Origin of the sequence: Halomonas sp. AOP7-E1-9 (genome assembly GCF_052376035.1) — a bacterium.
Classification (GTDB): domain Bacteria; phylum Pseudomonadota; class Gammaproteobacteria; order Pseudomonadales; family Halomonadaceae; genus Vreelandella; species Vreelandella citrativorans.
In genome coordinates this window covers 1-17,728 of record NZ_JBQSVC010000001.1, presented here as the reverse complement: position 1 = coordinate 17,728, position 17,728 = coordinate 1, and the positions used below count along the sequence as shown (strand labels likewise).

Below are 17,728 nucleotides of genomic sequence, written 5' to 3'. Positions count from 1 at the left end.
CGCTATATCAGTGACACCTAAAAGACCACACTTGGCCGATACCAGAAGTTAGCCAGAAACCCTGGCTAACTTCCATCCAACCTAAATCCCTATATAGCTCACCGGTAATCCCCCCATTTATAACCGGAGCGATAAGTAGAGTTGGTTAGGCCGCCATGGCCACCTTCTGTTTCGGTGTTATCCCACCCAATGCCATGTTCGGTCGCTCGTGGTTGTACGTCCAGAGCCAGCGTGTGGCAAAATCCTGTACTTCAGCGATCGAGTCGAAAAGATAATGGCTCAACCAATCATAACGGACTGTTCGGTTGTAGCGTTCAACATAAGCATTCTGCTGCGGATTCCCCAGCTGGATATATCGAAGTTCAATGCCTTCCTGCCTTGCCCAGGTAACGAGCTTACCGCTGATGTATTCCGGGCCGTTGTCACAGCGAATGGCTTTTGGCTTGCCGCGCCATTCGATCAACTGCGTGAGAGAGCGTATTACGCGCTCTGCCGGCAGCGAGAAGTCTGCATCGATGATCAGACCTTCCCGGTTGTAGTCATCGAGCACGTTGAACAATCGATACGTTCGGCCGTCTGCCAACTGGTCGTGCATGAAGTCCATAGACCAACAGCCGTTCAGAACCTGCGGTACCGACAAGGGTTCCGGCTTTTTCCGCACCAGTCGCTTCTTGGGCTTGATCCGCAGGTTAAGCTCCAGCTCCCGGTAAATCCGGTAGATGCGCTTATGGTTCCAGCCGAAGCCCTTCACGTTGCGCAGATACAGGTAACACAGCCCAAACCCCCAGTTACGCTGGTTATGGGTTAAACGCACCAGCCAGTCGGCAATCACCGCGTTCTCATGGCTCAGCTTTGCCCGGTAGCGATAACAGGTCTCACTGATACCAAAGGCCACACAGGCCAGCCGTACACTGCAGCGATCGGCATCAACTGCATTTTTTGCCATCTCTCGGCGTTGAGATGGCTTTACCACTTTCCCTCAAGGGCCTCCTGGCGAAGCTCGGATTTCAAGCGCTCTTCGGCGTACATCTTCTTGAGCCGACGGTTTTCGTCTTCCAGGTCCTTGAGGCGCTTCATCATGGACGCGTCCATACCGCCATACTTCGAACGCCATTTATAAAACGTGGCACTGCTCATACCGTGCTCGCGGCAAAGTTCAGGAACCGGCACGCCAGATTCGGCTTGCTTCAGAATCGCCATGATCTGGCTGTCGGTAAAACGTGATTTTCGCATGTGGAATCTCCTGTCTGTTCAGAGTACAAAATTCCACTTATCACCGCGATTATTTTTCGGGGGGATTACCACCCCGCAGACAACACCGGCAACCAAAGCGCCAAGGCAACCAGTGTCGCCAATAGCACCGGCGGCGTTATCAGCAACCCAATTTTCATATACTGGCCCCAGCCAATTTTGTACCCCTTGCCCGCTAACACGTGTAGCCAGAGCAGGGTGGCGAGGCTGCCAATCGGGGTGAACTTGGGTCCCAGGTCATTACCAATCACGTTGGCGTAGACCATCAATTCCTGAGTGACGGCAGGCACGTTCGCTTGGTCGATTGCCAGCGCGCCGACCAGTGTCGAGGGCATATTGTTCATGACCGAGGCGACGATGGCGGAAAGAAAACCGGTGCCCAGCGTGGCGATAAAGTTACCCTGTTGTGCCAGCCACTCTAGCGCCATCGCGCCATAATTCGTCAGCCCTGCATTGCCCAGCCCGTAAACGACGAGATACATGCCGATTGAGAACAGCACTATCTGCCAGGGGGCGCCGCGTAGCGCACTTGATACGGAGACGATGGCACCGCGGCCTGCTTGCCACCAGCGCCCGGCAATTGCCATTAGCAGCACGGCGGCTGTTCCCGTTACAAAGGCGATGGGAATGCCTAGCGGGGCGGTCACGAAGTAGGCGATCAGCAGCGTTGCCAGCAGCGGAAACGCCACTCGAAATATCAGCGGGTCCTTTATGGCTGAGCGCGGTGGGTCGAGGTTTTCGACGGCGTAGTGTTTAGGAATACGGCGGCCAAAGGCTATCCAGAGCACGGCCAATGTAGCCGCTACTGACACCAGGTTCACCGGCACCATAACCGCCGCATAGCGGTCAAAGCCAATATCAAAGTAGTTGGCACTGACGATATTAACGAGGTTAGAGATCACCAGGGGTAGGCTTGCGGTATCGGCGATGAAGCCCGTCGCGATGATAAAGGCCAGCGCCGCAGGCGGCTCAAACTTTAGGCGCAGCAGAATAGCGATCACAATGGGCGTTAGCAGTAGGGCGGCGCCATCGTTAGCAAAGAAAGCGGCAATGACCGCGCCGAGTAACACGACCAGCGGGAAAAGCAGATGCCCGCGCCCATTGCCCCAGCGCGTCACGTGCAGCGCGGCCCAGGCGAAGAATCCCGCTTCGTCTAAAATCAGGGAAATGATAATCAGGGCAACGAACGTAAAGGTGGCATCCCAGACGATGTCCCACACCACAATGATATCCGCTAAATGCACCACGCCCATAAGCAGTGCTACTAACGCGCCGCCCAGCGCGCTCCACCCGATACCCAAACCTTTAGGCTGCCAGATCACCAGCACCAGGGTGACGACAAAAATGGCCAGTGCCAACATGAAAGAACCTTACGTCAGTGAGTGTTTTGGTTAACGCGGCGAGAGAGTTCTTCAGCACTCTCGACACGCTCTGAATAGCGGTCGGTAAGATAGGCGGACCTGTCTCGCGTCAACCAGGTGAATTTCACCAGTTCCTCACACACATCGACGAGACGCATATAAAGTGGTGAGGGCTTCATGCGTCCGGCATCGTCAAATTCGGTGAACGCTTTAGGTACAGAGGATTGGTTAGGGATGGTGATCATGCGCATCCAACGCCCGAGGATTCGCATCTGGTTAACGGCATTAAAGCTTTGGCTGCCGCCAGACACTTCCATCACCGCCAGCGTTTTACCCTGAGTAGGGCGAACACCGCCGAGCGATAGCGGTATCCAGTCGATTTGCGTTTTCATAATCCCCGTCATCGCACCATGCCGTTCGGGGCTGACCCACAGCATGCCTTCGGACCACTGAGCAAGGTCGCGCAGCTCTTTTACCTTCGGGTGATCGGCCTCTGAGTCATCTGGCAGCGGTAAGCCTGATGGGTTAAAGGTACGTACTTCACAGCCGTACCAGCGCAGCAACCTCGCCGCTTCTTCGGACGCCAAGCGTGAAAAAGAGCGTTCGCGCAGAGAGCCGTAAAGCACCAGAATCCTGGGGGAATGACGCGGCGCATCGGGGCCCGCCAATACGTCCACATCTATCGGCTGGAGCTTTTGAAGATCAATGTTGGGCAGGTCATTGAAACTGATAGGTTCGCTCACGGGTGGCTATCCTTAAGGTGCACTACCTCACCATCTTCTTTGGTAAACGTGGTGACTGGATTGGCCAATAAGTCGAGTACACGCTCTGAAGGGCGGCACAGGCGTGCGCCTTTTTCCGTTACCACAATAGGGCGATTGATCAGGATGGGGTGTGCGATCATGGCGTCTATCAGTTGATCATCGCTTAATGCTGGATCATCGAGATTGAGCTCTTCAAAGGGCGTGCCCTTGCGGCGCAGTAGCTCTCTTGGGGTAATCGCCATCATCGAGATCAGCTCGACCAGCCGCTCGCGACTGGGTGGTGTTTTTAGATATTCGATGACGTGCGGTGTCTCACCGGATGCTTCGATAATCGCTAACGTATTGCGCGAGGTGCCGCAGGCGGGGTTGTGATAAATCGTCGTTTTCAAAAGAGTTATTCCTTCTCGGTAGTGAGAGAATAGTCAGTAAAGGCCGTCAGAAGCGGCTCGCAAATCTCTGGGTGTCCCGCACAACAATCGCGAACCATAAAGCCCAGGATTTGTTGCATATGGCCGAGATTAGCGCGATAGATAATGGAACGGCTCTGCCGATGAGAGCTGACCCATCCTGCCCGTGAAAGCACTGAAAGGTGCGCCGACATCGTGTTATGGGGCACCGATAGCTGGCGTGCAATTTCCCCTGCAGGAAGGCCTTCAGGCTCATGGCGTACCAAAAGCCGAAAGGCTTCAAGGCGCGTTTCCTGAGAAAGGGCACTAAAACTGGCCGTGACGTTTTTAATTTCCATATGTCCAGTATTGTAGACATATTAGGAAATAGCAATCACATTATGTTGTGTGCATTACTTGGAATGTTAGATGTAAGCGTTGATCGTCAGGCGTTGCCGCCAAAGGTTTTGCGCCAATCGCGTGGGCTAACTTGATGGCGCTGCCGGAAATGTTGGCGGAAAGACGTCGCCGTGTGAAAGCCCGCCTTTTCTGCAATCGCTTCTACCGACAACGAGGTGGTTTCCAAAAGCTCACGCCCACGCCGTAACCGTTCGCTCACCAGCCACGCCACGACGGTCATGCCGGTGGCTTTTTGGAAGTTTCGCGTAAAGGTACGGCGGCTCATGGCGGTGCGCTCAGCAAGCTCGTCAATCGTGTGCGATGCCGATAGGTTTTCTCGTAGGTAGTCGAGCAGGCGATTGATATGCGCATCTTGGGTTGAGGCGGCAACCGGCTGCTCTATGAACTGCGCTTGCCCACCTTCTTTATGTGGTGGAACTATCATGGCACGGGCCACCTTGTTGGCAACCTGCGCGCCATAGTATTCGCGTACCAGGAATAAGCAGCAATCCAGCCCAGCAGCGGTACCGGCCGACGTCACTAGACGGTCTTCCTCCACATAGAGCGCATTGGTGTCCAGCTTAACGTTGGGAAAGCGGCCACTAAAATCCTGCTCGGCCATCCAGTGGGTCGACGCCCGCCTGCCATCTAACAGCCCGGCGTAAGCCAGTGCATAGGTGCCGTAACACAGGCCTACGACGTGAGCGCCACGCTCATGACAGCGGACGAGCGCCTCTGACAACTCTGGCGGCGGTGCTTCATTCAGGTCGTGCCATCCAGGCACTATCGCAATATCCATTTTATCCAACAGTTCTAAACCACCATCGGGCTTCACTGTCATCGACCGTTCGCCTTCGATGGAATTTCCCCCAGGCGCCACAATGGAAAGATTGAACAGCGTGCGATCAGACAACGCTATACCAAACACCATATAGGGCACGGAGAAGTGGAAGGGGCTGAAGTGTGGGTGAAGGATTAGGCCGACATTGGGTAGAGACAAAGTGCGACTCCTGCTATGCGTTTTATAAACAGTAGCATCATGGCCCAAAAGTTTCGATAAATGTCTTTTAGGCCAATTCTTTTGTTGATTGAGCCTCTCTAAACTACTTGCCATTACCCGTAACGAATTTAAGGAAGTACACAGATGCTCATCAAGACCCTCGCTAGTTCTCTTGCCATCGCCACGGTGCTTATCGCTCATAGCGCATCCGCGGACTCGCTCTCTCAGGAGGCAACGCAGCAGGTGCAGCAGATCCGCAATGCGACGGTAAAAATCACCTATGGGGACACCACTTTCCTGATTGATCCTATGCTGGCCGAGCAGGGCGCCTATCCGGGATTTGAAGATACCTACCGTAGCGAGTTGCGTAATCCGCTGGTTGGGCTGCCAATGCCGGCGGAAGATGTGATCGGCGATATAGACGCTGTCATCGTCACTCACACGCACCTCGACCACTGGGATGCCGCCGCGCAAGCGCAATTGCCGAAGGACATTCCCTTGTTCGCTCAGAATACCGCTGATGCCGAGCTGATTCGCTCTCAGGGATTCAGCGATGTGCGCATCCTTGATAGCGGCACCGAGTTCGGCGGCGTACAGCTTCACAAGACGGGCGGCCAGCATGGCTCCGATGCTCTCTATGCTGTGCCTGAACTGGCGCAATCGTTAGGTGACATCATGGGTGTCGTCTTCGAAGCTCCGGGGCAGAAAACGACGTATTTAGTCGGCGATAGCGTATGGCGCGATGAGGTCGAGCAGGCAATGGAGCGCTACAACCCAGAGATGATCGTGCTGAATACCGGTGCTGCCGAGGTAGACGGTTTCGAAGGTGATCCCATCATTATGGGTAAGGAAGATACGCTGCGTACCCACCAGAAAGCCCCGAATGCCACCATCATCGCGGTGCATATGGATGCCGTAAATCATATGACGCTAAGCCGTGACGAACTGGCCGATTACGTGCAGCAAGAGGGAATTCAGGAACACGTACTTATTCCCACTGATGGCGAAGTCATTTCCTTCTAATCCCAAGGGCCGCTTCTTTATATAGCGGCCTGCTTCTTCTTGCCAGCTTATTGGCAAACGCTACTAAAAGGATTGATAGTATGAATAATCGCGCAATCATCGTCGTCGATATCCAGAATGAATATTTCCCCGGCGGTAAGCTGTTGCTGAACGGTATTGAAGAGGCTGCCACGAATGCAGCTAACGTCATTGAACATGCCCGGTCGGAAAACGATCTTGTCGTCTATTTTCAGCATGAATCTGCCGATCCAGACATCCCTTTCTTCACCCCCGGCACGCAAGGGGTAGCCATCCACCCCATGGTCTTGCCATTGGGCGAGGAAACGGTATTAGTGAAGCATTTTCCTAACTCGTTTCGTGAGACCGGTTTGCAAGAGCTGTTGGACCAGCAAAATATTGAGGAGGTCGTCATTATTGGCGCAATGAGCCACATGTGTATTGATGCCACCAGCCGTGCAGCGTCGGATTTGGGTTACAAGACGACGATTATCCACGATGCCTGTGCCACGCTGGATCTTGAATTCGATGGCGTGACGGTGCCAGCGTCTCAGGTTCACGCAACGATAATGGCAGCCTTGGCATTTGCTTACGGCACGGTCACTACAACAAAACAGTATATTGGCTAACGCCATCGCTCTACGTGGCCGCCTCATCGCCGCCTTCGAAGCCTCTTGTATCCAAGGCATTACAACAAGGTTTGGAAGACGCCACGGCGGCCTTACGCACGGTTCCCCTGCTAACTGTTCAGCACCTATTAACCGTGTGGGTTAACCAGACTTGCCCGCTAACGTCGATAAAACATTTGGCGCAAGAATCTGTGAAAGGACTTCAGGCTCGTTTTGGTCTGGTGTGTACCATAAGTAGAGAGGTACCCCTGAGCGGCCGTGTTGCTCCAAAAAAGCGGTGATGGCTGGGTCACCATTGGTCCAGTCGCCTTTCATTGTGATCACATCTGCCTGCTCAAATGCTTGTTGCGTGCTGGCTATATCAATGGCTCGCTGTTCGTTCATATGGCAAGTGACGCACCAGTCTGCGGAAAAGTAGACAAAGATGGTTTTCTCCTGTTGCCGAAGTTCGGCCAGGCGGTCCGCGTCAAAGTCGAGTGTGCGTGTGGCGGGGGAATTTGCGGCGGCATTAATGGGCGCCTCGTGCCCCGCAAAGGAGCCGGGAACGAGGATGCTTCCCGCCAGCGCGAGTACGGCCGCGAGTGTTGCCGGTACCCAGACCGAGCGCTTGCCATTGCGTTGGCGCAGGCCGGTGAATCAAAGTCCTATCGCCAGTAGTAAGATCAGAGCGAGGCTTGCAATCATGCCGTTATTGCTGAGCTGGCGGCCAAGCACCCAAGCTAACGCTAGAGCGGTTAGGAACATTGGGATGGCCATGATATGCCGAAAGGTGGCAAGCCAAGGGCCCGGCCGAGGAAGGCGACGGCGAAGCATTGGTATGAAACCAAGCAGCAAGAACGGTAAGGCAATGCCCAAGCCCAAGCCCACGAAAACCGTCAGTGCGGCAACCGTAGGGAGTACCAGGGCGGCGCCAAGCGCTGTGGCCATAAATGGGCCGGAGCAAGGTGTTGCGACAAAAGCGGCAAGTACGCCTGTCCAGAAAGCACCGGCCATGCCCTCCTGGCTAGCTAGTTTGGAGCCAGCATTGATGGAGCCTAGTTCAAAAAGGCCTGCCAGGTTAAAGCCAATAGCGGCAGTCAGCAGTGTAAGCACCACAATGACCCGTGGGTCTTGCAACTGAAATGCCCAGCCAACGTGAGTACCGGCTGCGCGCAGAGCAATAATCGTTGCGCCCAGTATCAAGCAAACGAGGACCACACCGGCGGTATAGGCTAGCGCCTCACGCCGGACTTCGCGTTGACCACCGGACAGGCGTGCAAGGCTAAGAACCTTAAGGCTGAGAATAGGGAAAACGCAGGGCATGATATTGAGCAGAACACCGCCCAGTACGGCGCCGAGAAATGCGGTCAGTAGTAATGTAGAACTACTTTGTACGCCAGCTGTGCTTGCGTTTGGCGTTGGCACACCATCACTACGGCTAACTAATGCTAAGCCGGTTCCATTGCCCAGTGACAGAAGTGCTTCGAACTCATCAGGTGGATTGTCTGTTTGCCAGTATTTTGCCAACTGGGTTTCAATAATCAATGTGTCGCCTTCACGACTAAAAACCTGCTCAGACGCGGGATCAGCCACGTTGTCGGTGGCAACAAACAAGTGTGGATCGTTTAGTTCCACGCTGGTGGGCAAGGGGATGCTTAAACGCAGCTGGTTATCATCGGTCGTCACAAAGCTGGCTTGCGAACCGAGAGGCCTGGGAAGCTCGCGCCGCCATTCATCGAAGCGTGTTTTGCGCTCAGGCGTAATGTGGCCATCGCCTGCGACCAGCGTAGTGGCAAGCGATGCCTCCTCTGGAATGCAGGCATCAGCGCGGCAAGCCAAGTAGTTGAAATCAACGCTAATAGGCAGAGAGGTCCCGGCGGGCACAGAGGCGTCTATTTCAATGGGCAGCAATAGTGCATAAGGGTGCTCGTAGACATGATTCATCAGATCGCCAGTCATTAGCGTCTGCGGTACTGGGTAAGCGGCATCGCCGACGCTGACACCTTCCGGCAATTGCCAATTGAACTGCGGTGGTAGACCAATACTACCTGGCTGTTTCCAATACCCATGCCAACCTGATTGCGGCTCCATGAAAACGGCTAACGTGCTGGAGGAACCAGGTGCCGGTTGATCTGTTTCCGCTATCAGAGTGCTCTTGATCAGTACTTCGCCCGAGATACCGGGAAATTCCTGTGCAGCGCCGATCTGGGGAGTCAGCATTAACACCAGGCAGAAAAGGACAAAATAGCGATAAAGGAACGTGGGCATTGGCTATCAGCCCGCGTGAGGCGGGCTGCTCCAGTAAAAAAAGGGGGGGCCGCGCTATGGCTTGCGCGGAGTGGCTTACGCTTATTGGCTGAGGCGCTCGACAGCTTCGCCTAATGCGGTGTCTTGTGGTCCAAGCTTGTCGGTTATCTTGCCGTCAGCATCAATTAACACAACGGTGGGTATCTGCTGAACGCCGAATGCACGGTGTATATCGCCCTCGGCGTCAAGCAACACCGGTATCGCCGTCTCGGTGGTATCAAGATAACTTTCGACATCGGACTCTTGGGTCCAAAGACCAGAAATAATGCCTACCCACTGTACGCTTTGGTCTTCGCTTAACTGGTTGACGGTTTCGCGTACGCGGCGGCAGGCGGTGGAGGTTTCTGGCTGGCTCTCGGCAAGATAAGGCTCACACCAGGTGGCAAAAAACACCACACCCAGTGGCTTGTCTGTCGTCTCCCGAGTCAGGTCGATGGTAGTGCCGTCACGCGTGGTGACATCAAGGTGAGTCACCGCATCGCCCACCGTTAAAGCGTTGGCGTCGATATCCTTGACGGCGGCTCCTTCGGTCGCTGCTGAGTTGGGATCAGCGGGTTCAAGCACTGCCTGTAGCGCCTGTTCCAGGGCTTGATCGTCACGATGACCAATGTGAGTGATGTGACCACTGCGATCAATCAGAACGTGCTGCGGGGTAACGCGTAGATTCAGCGCTTCGGCTAGCGTGCCGTCATCTACCGTGATAGGCATGGTCAGGCCCATTTCCTCGCGATAGACACGTGCGGATTCTTCGGTGTCAGCGTAGCCGGTGTTCACGGCGATGACTTGGATATCATCACCATGCGCTTCTTGAAATGCCTGGAACCCGGGCATCTGCTGGCGGCAGGGCACGCACCAGGTTGCCCAGAACTTTATATACACGGGTTTTTCGCCATATAGCGCGCCTAGATCAATAGTCTCACCATCCAGCGTGGTAATGCTCAGCTCGGGGCCTGGCTGACCAATTAAGGACTCGCCAGCCGCTATGGCACGCTGTTCACCGTCGGCATCTTGATCATAGGCTTGATCGGCGTCTGGTTGCTCAGTGGTCTCGGTGGCGTGTGCCGAACCGAAGCAGCCGACCAACATGGCGAGCAGTATCGCCGCTGAACATTTCGTGTTTACTATACGCATTGATTTCATCCTTTTGGCAAATCGTTCTGAGCTAACGTAAAGAGCTAAGGTAAAGAGCTAACTCAAGAACCGGCATAAAGAACTAGCTCGAGAACTGGCACAAAGATTTAGAACGGTAAAAGTGTAGAGTAGATAGTGATTGTGAAAGGCTTCATGGTCTAAAAAAAGCACCAAGACTGATGGGTTTCTATGTACCATGGAGGGATGAGTAAACTTCGTTTTTCACTTAATCGCCAAGGCGAGCAGTCTTTGTCAGAGCAGGTGCGTTCGAGCATTGCTGATGCCATTCGACAAGGGCATTTATATGAGGGCGCACGGCTGCCTTCATGGCGTGATCTTGCCACGGAACTGGGCGTTTCACGAGGCACTATTAAAACGGCTTATGATCGGCTGAGCGATGATCAGTTAGTCATCTCAAAAGGGGCCGCTGGTACGTTCGTTAGCACCGTGCTACCCGCGGCACCAAAAGTGGTGGTTGAGGCCTCTCGACTACCACTGCCTGATCTCTATCAGGACCTGGAAAGCGCGCCCAGGCTTTTTCAAGTGGGGGTGCCTGCGCAAGATGGCTTTCCCTTTAAGCAGTGGTCGCGCATCATGCTGCGCGGTTCACGCCAGGCGGTGGCCGAGTCACTGCGTTACCCTGACCCACGCGGAGAGCAGACACTACGCAAGGAAATTGCTGCCTATCTGGCCGTGGCTCGCGGGCTGCTTTGCTCTGCAGACCAGATCATCATCACCAATGGATATGCGGGGGCGCTGGGCTTGGCATTGCACTTATTGCGCCCGGATTCAAAGCGGGTGTGGGTTGAAGACCCTTGTTATCCACTCAATAGGCACGCTTTGTCTTTGGCAGGCTTTACCTCGGTTCCTGTTCCGGTCGATGACCAGGGGATTTGTGTGGAGCAAGGGATAGCGCTTGCGGCGGAGGCCCGGTTGGCGATTGTGACGCCAAGCCAACAAGCACCGCTGGGTATGCAGTTGTCGCTGGCTCGCCGCCAGGCGTTATTAGCATGGGCTAAAGAAAACGATAGCTGGATCATCGAAGATGATTATTTAAGTGAGCTGCAGTTAAGCGGCCAGGCAACGCCCGCACTGGCCTCGCTGGACCATGACGAAAGAGTGATTCACATGGGTACTTTCAGTAAAACCATCAGCCCACGGTTGCGGCTTGGTTTCATGGTGGTGCCTGCGAGGTTGTCGGAGCGCGCGGGAGATACGGCAGCTGCATTGTCACCCGCGTCTGCACTGCCTAGCCAGCTAGCCGTTGCGGAGTTTTTGCGCGACGGGCATTACTTGCGCCATATTCGGCGTATGAAGCGTTTGTATATACAGCGCCGGAATGCGCTGCTTGCACTCATGGACAGCACGGTTTCAGTCAATCATATGGCGGGCTTGTCGCTGTTGCTCCCCTTGTCTGATGACACCGACGATGTTGGCATTGCCGAAGCGGCGGCGGCCTTTAACCTTGCCCCGGCGCCGTTATCTCCTTGGTACGCCACGCAAGCCAATGCGCGAAAAGGATTGCTCTTGGGCGTCACTAATCTATCGAGCCCTGCGCTTGAAGAAGGCTATCAACCGTTGGCGACACTGATTGCTCGTCATCGCCAGTAATGTGCCTACAGTTGAAAAAAATCACTCCCATAGAACGTCGGCTTAACCAGGTCGCTTGCTGCGTATTCTCATTCTAATATATGCTTTATATGCGTTTCATATATCAAGGCATTCCATGGGTATCGTAAAAATCAACGACCAGCTACACGAAGATATTCGTAAAGCCAGCTCGGTCATGGTGCGTTCGATCAACGCACAGGCGGAGTATTGGATTAAGGTGGGCATGCTGGCAGAGGCTAATCCAGGCATGACCTTCACCGACATTATGCGCGAGCAGATGCAACAGGCAGACATTGAAGTCAGGCAGGTGACCGGTGGATAACGTACCGCTGAAAAGTGCAGAAGAGTTGACGCTGATGCGCGAAGCAGGGCGCTTGCTGGCGCAGGTGTTTGGTTATCTTGATACGTTAATCGAGCCGGGTGTCACCACCATGCAGATCAACGACTGGGCCGAGCGTTATATCGTTGATGAGCTAAAAGCTCGCCCGGCCAGCAAAGGGCAATACGATTATCAATATGTGCTGAATGCGTCTGTGAACCAGGTGGTGTGTCATGGCGTTCCCTCCGAGACACTCGCGCTAAAATCAGGCGATATCGTTAACATTGATATCACGCTTGAGAAGAACGGCTATATTGCCGATTCAAGCAAGATGTACATGTTGGGTGAGGTAAAGCCTATTGCCAAGCGCCTGGTCGATAAAACCTATGAGGCGCTGTGGAAGGGCATCCACGCGGTTAAACCGGGGGCAACACTGGGTGATGTAGGCCATGCGATCCAGCGGCATGCGGAACAGAACGGCTACTCGGTGGTGCGTGAATATTGCGGCCACGGCATCGGCCAGGAAATGCATGAAGAGCCGGAAGTCGTGCACTACGGAAAGCCAGGGCACGGCGTGGTATTGAAAGAGGGCATGGTATTCACCATCGAACCCATGATTAACCAAGGCAAAGCCAAGGTAAAAATCAAAAAAGATGGCTGGACCGTCGTGACCAGCGACAAGTCCTTATCCGCGCAGTGGGAGCATACAGTGGCAGTGACGGCCGAGGGTGTTGAGGTGCTTACGCTGCGTGATGAAGAGCGTGTTTAATTTTAACCAGTTAGGCGATGCAAGGTGACCTATGACAAGTCATCTGAAAACTAGCCGGGCGGACGTGAAACAGGCTTTTGAGAGACAGTGGTATTAAAATTCCATGCCGTCGCTAGAAAGTAACGGCGTGGTTAATGTGAGCTCGGCTAGCGCTTACAAATACTCCAGCACATCAAAGTGATCGCACCCCGGCAGCTCAATTAGCTCTGCTTGAACGTTGGCTGCGCGTAGCAGCGCTATAAAATTGTGTCCCTGCTGATGAAACGCGGGTGGGTCGTTTTCGGCAATCACAACCTGGCAGGCGGGCAGTGCGGTCAGCTCGCCAAACTGAGGGCTAAGTGCCCGTGCCTGTGCTTTGGTCAGTTTTAGGGGGGCGTTAACGTAGGTTTCTACCAGCGGCGTAAGGTCATAAACACCGCTGACCAGCACCAGCTTATCAATAGGAACCCGGCCGCTAACGGCTACCCAGTAAGCCAGTTGGGCGCCCGCGCTATGGCCTCCCAGGGTGATGGACCACACACCTCCGCTTTCTGCCAGCGCGTGGTAGGCCGCTTCTAGCCCCTGAATGCACTGAGTCATCATGTTTTCAATGGTGTGGGTTGGGGCTAAGCCATAGCCAATTGAGGCGAAGGCCATTCCCCGTGCCAGATAGCGCTCGGCCAGAAAATCCGTGGCAGTGTGGTCAAGCTCCTGCCAGTAGCCACCGTGAATGAATACCATCAAAGGCCACGGGCCTTCTCCCTGCGGAATAAACAGGTTAAGGCACGCCGCCGGGTGGTCGCCATAGGCGACCGTTATCGGTGGGTGGCGGTCCCTTAGCGTGCGTCCGGCATCCGCCTGACGTGTAAGAGTGGATTCAAATTCTGACGCAAAATGGCTCGGTGAGTAGGCCAGATCCGGCGTTAGCTCTGTCATGCGTGCTCTCTATCAGGTAACGGCGCTAAGCACGTGAAATTCAGGATTTTGATACTCGCCGCTTTCGATTACCTCGCGGAAGTGCTGCGCGGCCTGCCACACATCTTCGTAGCTTAAATAGAGTGGGGTGAAGCCGAAGCGCATTAAGCCCGGCTCCCGATAATCACCAATTACACCACGCGCAATCAGCGCTTGCACAATGGCATAGCCGTTCTGGGCATCTATCAACGATACCTGGCTGCCACGCTGGTCGACTGCCGGAGTAATATCTTCGATGCCGTGGGACTCAAAAATATCTGCCAGGCACTCGCGGAACAGATTGCTCATGGCCAGGCTTTTATCGCGCACGACCTGCATATCGACCTCAGCCCAGATGGCTAAAGACGCTTCAAGGGCTGCGTAAATAATCGCTGAGTGTGTGCCGGTACGAAAACGCGAGATGTCATCGGCGGGTGCGTAGTCGGCCTGAAAGGCGAAAGGTGAGGTATGGCCATGCCAGCCAGAGAGCGGTTGCCACGTGCTGTCCAGGTGGTCGCGGTGCACGTAAAGAAAAGCGGGCGCACCAGGGCCGCCGTTCAGGTATTTATAGGTACAACCTACTGCATAGCGTGCGCCCACACCGTTAAGGTCAACAGGTAGCGCGCCAGCAGAGTGGGCTAAATCCCAAATGACCTCGGCACCATGTTCATGAACCAGTTGAGTAGTGGCCGCCATGTCGCGCAGTTTGCCCGTGCGATAGTTGACCTGGCTAAGCACCACCACGGCCACGCCTTCCAGGTGCGCGGCAAGGTCGTCACCTTCGGGCATAAAGCGGTGCTCACAGCCGCTAACCCGACAGTAGCCTTGGGCGATATAGCCGTCAGTGGGGAAGTTGCCGCCTTCACTTAATACCGTGCGGCAATCATCCTGGCGCTTGTCGAGGATATAGCCCAACAGTTTGAAAATATTGAGCGTGATGTTGTCCGTGACCACCACTTCACCGTGCTGAGCACCAATCACCGGGGCGAGCAGGTTTCCCAGCCGTTCGGGCGCATCAAACCAGCCCTGGTTCCAGCCTTTAATAAGCTGGGTACGCCACTGCTCCATAGAGTCATCAACCGCTTGCTTGGCCGCGACCGGTTGCGCACCAAGCGAGTTGCCATCCAGGTAGAGAACACCTTCTGGCAGGGAAAAGTGGCGTTTGAAATCTGCCAGTGGGTCTTGGCGGTCCAGTTCACGAACGGTATCCAGGCTCACGCGCATATCGGTACTCCAGCAAAAAATGTCGTCACACAGGTGAAAAGTGGGGTAAGGCTTATTGGGCGCTTGCCGTTAAATAGATGTCCTTACGCTCCAAAGTTCCGGGAAGAACTGCAGGTCGAGTGCCTTGACCAGGTAGCTCACGCCCGATGAACCACCGGTGCCACGTCGGTAGCCAATAATGCGCTCCACTGTTTTCATGTGGTTAAAGCGCCAGCGCTGGAAGTTGAACTCGACATCCACCAGCTTTTCGGCCAGTTCGTATAGATCCCAGTACTTTTCACTGTTGCGATAGATCTCCATCCACACCGCTTCGACGTCGCTACTCGCAGTGTAGGGAATGCTCCAGTCACGATGGGTGATGTTTTCTGGAATATCAAAACCCCGGCGGGCCAGTAGCTGCAGCGAGACATCGTAAAGGCTGGGCGAATTAAGCGCATGCTGGAGTTTTTGGTAATGCTTGGGCTTTGATCGGTGTGCTTCGATCAGTTTGGCGTTTTTGTTACCCAGCAAAAACTCAATTTCCCGGTACTGATAGGACTGAAAGCCCGAGCTTTGCCCAAGGCTGTCACGAAAGCTCAAGTAATCGGCTGGTGTCATCGTTACCAGCACTTCCCAGGCGTTGATGAGCTGTTCCTGGATGCGAGAGACGCGTGAGAGCATTTTGAACGCAGGGCTCAGGTTGTCATCGGCAATATGCCTGGCCGCTGCGTGGGCTTCGTGCAAGCAGAGCTTGATCCATAGCTCCGACACCTGATGAATCATGATAAAGAGTAGTTCATCGTGCTCGTCAGAGGCCGGGTTCTGGCAAGCCAGCAAGGGCTCAAGGTCAAGGTATTGGCCGTAGCTGATATCCTGGTCCCAGTGGATGGCTTCGTTATCAACGCTGTTCTTTTTTGGAGTTTCCATCACTTAATATGCCTCTGCCGCGTCATGAGTGGTTAGCGCTTGTGCTTGAGGTTCGCCTAAATCCCAGAAGATCCCGGCGGCTAGTTTTAGCCCTTGCTCGACAATGGTTTCCAGCAAGTGCTCATCGGGGGCATGCTGATTGCATGATGGATAGGAGTGGGGCAGCCAAACGGTGGGTAGATTAAGCACGTCTGAAAAGCAGTGATTGGGAATCGTGCCGCCCAGGTTGGGTAAAATATAGGTCGCTTCGTCCAGGCTGTTCTCGGTCGACTGAGCAACAAAATTCACCCAAGGGTGATTGGGGTCCAGCCGAGTAGCCGCGTAGCCGCCTAGAAACGTCAGTTGGATATCGTTAAAGCCGTGGGTGTCCAGGTGCTGGCGCAGGTTACTCTCCACCGCTTGCCAGTCGGTGCCTTTTACAAAACGCAGCTGTAATACCGCTTCCGCGTGCTCTGGAATCGCGCCTACGGGTTTGTCGGTTCTACCCGCACTCAACCCAAGAATTTCAAACGTGTTGGCCCCGTATAAACGCTCGCCATCCGCCAGGGTTTCTTCGCCCCACGCTGGGTTAATCGTGGGGTCGGAGGCACCGCCGCCTACCGGCAAGTCGCGCACTAACCGGGAGACGTCTTCTGTCATCGTCGGTGCCTTGAGAAAGTCGGCCAGAATTTTGCCGCTCGGGGAAAGTAGCGTGGCGAGCGCATTACACAGCACCACCGCCGGGTTGGTAATAACACCTCCCCAGTTGCCGGAATGACGGCCACCGTTGCCAGTGTTAAGCGACAACTTGAGTTGAACAACGCCGCGGGAACCCAGGAAAAGGGTGGGCATGTCGTGGCGGATTCTGGGGCCATCAGAGGCTAGAAAAAGGTCGGATTTAAGCGCTTGCTGATAGGCAGTGCAGGTCTCTTCCAATCCCGGTGAGCCTATCTCCTCGCTCATTTCAAACAGCATTTTAACGTTGTAGCCTAACCGGCCCTTACGAGCGTTAATCACAGCTTCTAGCGCGGTTAAATTGACGCTGTGCTGGCCCTTGTTGTCGGCGGTGCCGCGGCCATAAACACGGCCTTCTTTAAAGGTTAGCGCCCACGGGTCAATACCGTTCGCCCATTGTTCTTCCTGGCCATCGGTAACGTCACCATGGCCATAAAGCAGCAGCGTAGAGTAGGCGGAGTCTTCAATGCGCTCCCCAATCAGCAGAGGAGGAAAGCCGGGTTTCGGGTTCTCGATAATCTGGCAGGTGAAGCCCAGCCTTGAAAGCAGCGGGCCAATTTCTTGTTCAAGGTACGCGTTGAGTGTATCGGCACAGGCGGGGTCCTGGCTGACCGTGCGCATGGCAATACGTCTTGCCAGCGCCTTATAAAAGTTACCGTTTGAAAGCTCATCACTCGCTAGCTGAATCGCCTGTTCCCGTTTAGAACGCTGCGGTGTTGTCATGGCGTGCCTTTTTATCATTGGGCTTTTAGTGGTCGTTGAGATGAGCCTAGCCCTTGCTCTTGTTTGCAGCAATCATTAAGATTTCAAACTACCTTTCTAACTATTAGAAATCATCGGTAGATGTTTGAATCGCTACCGATAGCGCTATTTACCCTGCCAGGGTTTGTACGAAAAGTCGCTGAGCGAAGGCCAGACAAGGCAAAAATCAGTAAAAAAACGGAGTTTACATGTGTAAATGAGTATTTTGAGCTGGTTTTTAACGCCGTATGGGCGAGCGTAAGCAGTTTTCGTACAAAGCCTAA

Annotated in this window: 18 protein-coding genes; 5 read left to right on the top strand and 13 right to left on the bottom strand. The window is 54.4% G+C overall.

Translation table 11 applies throughout. The features are described 5' to 3' along the window. Window positions 1-145: 145 nt before the first annotated feature. The 6 genes from ACT3R4_RS00090 to ACT3R4_RS00065 all read right to left on the bottom strand — a co-directional run bounded on the left by ACT3R4_RS00090 (window position 146) and on the right by ACT3R4_RS00065 (window position 5,161). Window positions 146-1,233, bottom strand: a protein-coding gene (locus tag ACT3R4_RS00090; protein WP_441677114.1) for an IS3 family transposase whose coding sequence is annotated in 2 segments (ribosomal slippage) — window positions 146-978 and window positions 978-1,233 — 1,089 coding nt in all. Because the reading frame shifts where the segments join, the coding sequence is not laid out codon by codon here. Window positions 1,234-1,298: 65 nt separating this feature from the next. Continuing rightward, window positions 1,299-2,612 (bottom strand): arsenic transporter, encoded by a 1,314-nt coding sequence (locus ACT3R4_RS00085; RefSeq protein ID WP_441677115.1) that lies wholly within the window; start codon window positions 2,610-2,612, stop codon window positions 1,299-1,301. Window positions 2,613-2,626: 14 nt separating this feature from the next. Continuing rightward, window positions 2,627-3,355 (bottom strand): arsenical resistance protein ArsH, encoded by a 729-nt coding sequence (gene arsH / locus ACT3R4_RS00080; RefSeq protein ID WP_441677116.1) that lies wholly within the window; start codon window positions 3,353-3,355, stop codon window positions 2,627-2,629. Then, on the bottom strand, window positions 3,352-3,765 hold the full coding sequence (gene arsC / locus ACT3R4_RS00075; protein WP_441677117.1) for an arsenate reductase (glutaredoxin): 414 nt from the start codon (window positions 3,763-3,765) through the stop codon (window positions 3,352-3,354). The genes arsH and arsC overlap by 4 nt, the downstream gene beginning before the upstream one ends. Before the next feature lie 5 nt (window positions 3,766-3,770). After that, a complete protein-coding gene (locus tag ACT3R4_RS00070; RefSeq protein ID WP_441677118.1) occupies window positions 3,771-4,121 on the bottom strand; it encodes an ArsR/SmtB family transcription factor in 351 nt (116 codons plus the stop codon). A gap of 86 nt (window positions 4,122-4,207) precedes the next feature. After that, on the bottom strand, window positions 4,208-5,161 hold the full coding sequence (locus ACT3R4_RS00065) for a GlxA family transcriptional regulator (RefSeq protein ID WP_441677119.1): 954 nt from the start codon (window positions 5,159-5,161) through the stop codon (window positions 4,208-4,210). Window positions 5,162-5,305: 144 nt separating this feature from the next. Between ACT3R4_RS00065 and ACT3R4_RS00060 the strand changes: the two genes are divergently transcribed. Beyond that, window positions 5,306-6,184, top strand: a complete 879-nt coding sequence (locus tag ACT3R4_RS00060; protein ID WP_441677120.1) for an MBL fold metallo-hydrolase — start codon at window positions 5,306-5,308, stop codon at window positions 6,182-6,184. Between the two features lie 80 nt (window positions 6,185-6,264). Beyond that, window positions 6,265-6,810, top strand: coding sequence for a cysteine hydrolase family protein (locus tag ACT3R4_RS00055; RefSeq protein ID WP_441677121.1), 546 nt, complete (start codon window positions 6,265-6,267; stop codon window positions 6,808-6,810). 141 nt (window positions 6,811-6,951) lie between these two features. Here ACT3R4_RS00055 and ACT3R4_RS00050 read toward each other — a convergent pair whose 3' ends face one another. From ACT3R4_RS00050 to ACT3R4_RS00040, 3 genes are all read right to left on the bottom strand, one after another. Continuing rightward, a complete protein-coding gene (locus ACT3R4_RS00050; protein WP_442353508.1) occupies window positions 6,952-7,266 on the bottom strand; it encodes a thioredoxin family protein in 315 nt (104 codons plus the stop codon). 180 nt (window positions 7,267-7,446) lie between these two features. Continuing rightward, a complete protein-coding gene (locus ACT3R4_RS00045; protein WP_441677122.1) occupies window positions 7,447-9,057 on the bottom strand; it encodes a protein-disulfide reductase DsbD domain-containing protein in 1,611 nt (536 codons plus the stop codon). Window positions 9,058-9,138: 81 nt separating this feature from the next. Beyond that, a complete protein-coding gene (locus ACT3R4_RS00040) occupies window positions 9,139-10,227 on the bottom strand; it encodes a TlpA family protein disulfide reductase (RefSeq protein WP_441677123.1) in 1,089 nt (362 codons plus the stop codon). Window positions 10,228-10,431: 204 nt separating this feature from the next. Between ACT3R4_RS00040 and pdxR the strand changes: the two genes are divergently transcribed. From pdxR to map, 3 genes are all read left to right on the top strand, one after another. Further along, a complete protein-coding gene (gene pdxR / locus ACT3R4_RS00035; protein WP_441677124.1) occupies window positions 10,432-11,838 on the top strand; it encodes a MocR-like pyridoxine biosynthesis transcription factor PdxR in 1,407 nt (468 codons plus the stop codon). Between the two features lie 115 nt (window positions 11,839-11,953). Continuing rightward, the gene (locus ACT3R4_RS00030; protein WP_441677125.1) at window positions 11,954-12,160 is read left to right on the top strand and encodes a ParD-like family protein; all 207 of its coding nucleotides are present in this window, start codon (window positions 11,954-11,956) and stop codon (window positions 12,158-12,160) included. Continuing rightward, window positions 12,153-12,926: a type I methionyl aminopeptidase gene (map, locus tag ACT3R4_RS00025; protein ID WP_441677126.1), complete on the top strand. Its 774-nt coding sequence runs from the start codon at window positions 12,153-12,155 to the stop codon at window positions 12,924-12,926. Before ACT3R4_RS00030 ends, map begins: the two co-directional genes overlap by 8 nt. A gap of 153 nt (window positions 12,927-13,079) precedes the next feature. Here map and ACT3R4_RS00020 read toward each other — a convergent pair whose 3' ends face one another. The 4 genes from ACT3R4_RS00020 to ACT3R4_RS00005 all read right to left on the bottom strand — a co-directional run bounded on the left by ACT3R4_RS00020 (window position 13,080) and on the right by ACT3R4_RS00005 (window position 17,426). Continuing rightward, entirely contained in the window at window positions 13,080-13,841 is a 762-nt protein-coding gene (locus tag ACT3R4_RS00020) for an alpha/beta hydrolase (protein WP_441677127.1), read from the bottom strand. A gap of 12 nt (window positions 13,842-13,853) precedes the next feature. Beyond that, on the bottom strand, window positions 13,854-15,083 hold the full coding sequence (gene kynU / locus ACT3R4_RS00015; protein WP_441677128.1) for a kynureninase: 1,230 nt from the start codon (window positions 15,081-15,083) through the stop codon (window positions 13,854-13,856). 69 nt (window positions 15,084-15,152) lie between these two features. Then, entirely contained in the window at window positions 15,153-15,989 is an 837-nt protein-coding gene (gene kynA / locus ACT3R4_RS00010) for a tryptophan 2,3-dioxygenase (protein WP_172116458.1), read from the bottom strand. Window positions 15,990-15,992: 3 nt separating this feature from the next. Continuing rightward, entirely contained in the window at window positions 15,993-17,426 is a 1,434-nt protein-coding gene (locus ACT3R4_RS00005; protein WP_441677129.1) for a M20 family metallopeptidase, read from the bottom strand. Window positions 17,427-17,728: the final 302 nt, after the last annotated feature.